1 pseudogene is annotated in these 662 nt (G+C 58.2%); it reads left to right on the top strand.

From position 1 onward, the window contains the following. Positions 1–282: 282 nt before the first annotated feature. A pseudogene (locus CE491_RS00070) lies at positions 283–662 on the top strand (IS21 family transposase); the annotation flags it as partial.

Raw genomic sequence — 662 nt, 5'->3', positions numbered from 1 at the left:
ATACAGCCATCAACATCGCGTCGATAGCCAGGTCGCTGCACATCCTTGGCTTCATTGACCAACCAATTACTTGGCGTGAGTGCGGATTCCATGACCATCCGGACACCCATTCCACCAACATCCGGACACTGATTCCACGCTGATCCGGACACTCATTCCACAAGCATCTGGACACCGATTCCACGGCCATCCGGACACTCTCAGGCAGGCAGCAACGCAGGACTATTCACTACTATCGACCTCTTTTTTCGAAGCGAAGAGGTCGTCGTGGAGCGTTTATCCATGCGTAAAATCCGAGAGGTACTACGCCTAAAGTTCGACGCCGGCCTGTCCGTGCGCAAGATCGCCGCCAGCTTATCCATCGGCCATTCGAGTGCAGGGGATTACCTTTGCCGGTTCGCCGCCAGTGGGCTTCAGTGGCCCATCGATATTTCTGACGCGGAGTTGAATCGACGGCTGTTTCCACCGGCAGCGCCAGTGCCGACCGACCAGCGCCCAATGCCTGACTGGGCGTGGGTACACGCGGAGTTGCGCCGCCCCGGCGTCACTTTAGCCTTGCTCTGGCAGGAATATCGACTCGCTCACCCGCAAGGCTTCCAATACAGCTGGTTCTGCGAGCACTACCGCCTTTGGGCCGCCAAGGTCGACGTGGTCATGCGCCA

This window comes from Pseudomonas bohemica (genome assembly GCF_002934685.1).
GTDB lineage: Bacteria > Pseudomonadota > Gammaproteobacteria > Pseudomonadales > Pseudomonadaceae > Aquipseudomonas > Aquipseudomonas bohemica.
This window is presented reverse-complemented; position numbering and strand designations above follow the sequence as displayed.